Source organism: Lyngbya sp. CCY1209, assembly GCF_035615495.1.
Taxonomy (GTDB): Bacteria; Cyanobacteriota; Cyanobacteriia; order Cyanobacteriales; family Microcoleaceae; genus Limnospira.
In genome coordinates this window covers 1-280 of record NZ_JAJENU010000015.1, presented here as the reverse complement: position 1 = coordinate 280, position 280 = coordinate 1, and the positions used below count along the sequence as shown (strand labels likewise).

Genomic DNA, 280 nt, shown 5'->3' with positions numbered 1-280 from the left:
TCGGATGTAATGTTCGAGATATGCAGACGGGTCACGGTTCAGACGTAAGATGGAGACTTGAGTAGCAATAATGGCGAAGTCTAGTCAATCCAAAGGTTTTGGCAAGCCAAAACTGGCGGACACTAAGAGTGTATGGAAGGCTATCAACTGGACGAAAGTTCATCGTATGGTCTTCAAGCTGCAAAAGCGTATCTATCAAGCGGCTCAATCGGGACAGGATGCAAAAGCCAGAAGGTTGCAGAGACTCCTTTTGAAGTCATACTACGCAAGGCTCTTAGCG

The 280-nt window shown here is 46.8% G+C and carries 1 protein-coding gene; it reads left to right on the top strand.

The window, feature by feature from the left end; all coding sequences use genetic code 11:
• Nucleotides 1-70: 70 nt before the first annotated feature.
• The coding region (locus LKE08_RS00070) for a reverse transcriptase N-terminal domain-containing protein (protein WP_324702159.1) at nt 71-280 on the top strand (210 nt) is incomplete at its 3' end.